General features: G+C 45.8%; 1 protein-coding gene. It reads right to left on the minus strand.

Annotated elements, in window-relative coordinates; translation table 11 throughout:
• A partial coding sequence (locus SB765_RS28600; RefSeq protein ID WP_410932353.1) for a phosphotransferase occupies positions 1–330 on the minus strand: 330 nt, incomplete at both ends.

Raw genomic sequence — 330 nt, forward strand, 5'->3', positions numbered from 1 at the left:
GACGAAATACGCGATCGCTGTTAAAAGGACAATTACAAACAGGAATCGAATGCAACCGGCGCAGGAACACTGCCAGCGCATCAACAATATTTTCACCTGAATCAGGATATTCTTCTAATACCTGGAATGCTGTTTTCCCGGGGATCGCAGTGGTGAGTAACCATGCATCATCAGGAGTACGGATAAAATGCTTGATGGTCGGAAGAGGCATAAATTCCGTCAGCCAGTTTAGTCTGACCATCTCATCTGTAACATCATTGGCAACGCTACCTTTGCCATGTTTCAGAAACAACTCTGGCGCATCGGGCTTCCCATACAATCGATAGATTG

The organism is Pseudomonas sp. SIMBA_067 (assembly GCF_046534675.1).
Lineage (GTDB): Bacteria > Pseudomonadota > Gammaproteobacteria > Pseudomonadales > Pseudomonadaceae > Aquipseudomonas > Aquipseudomonas putida.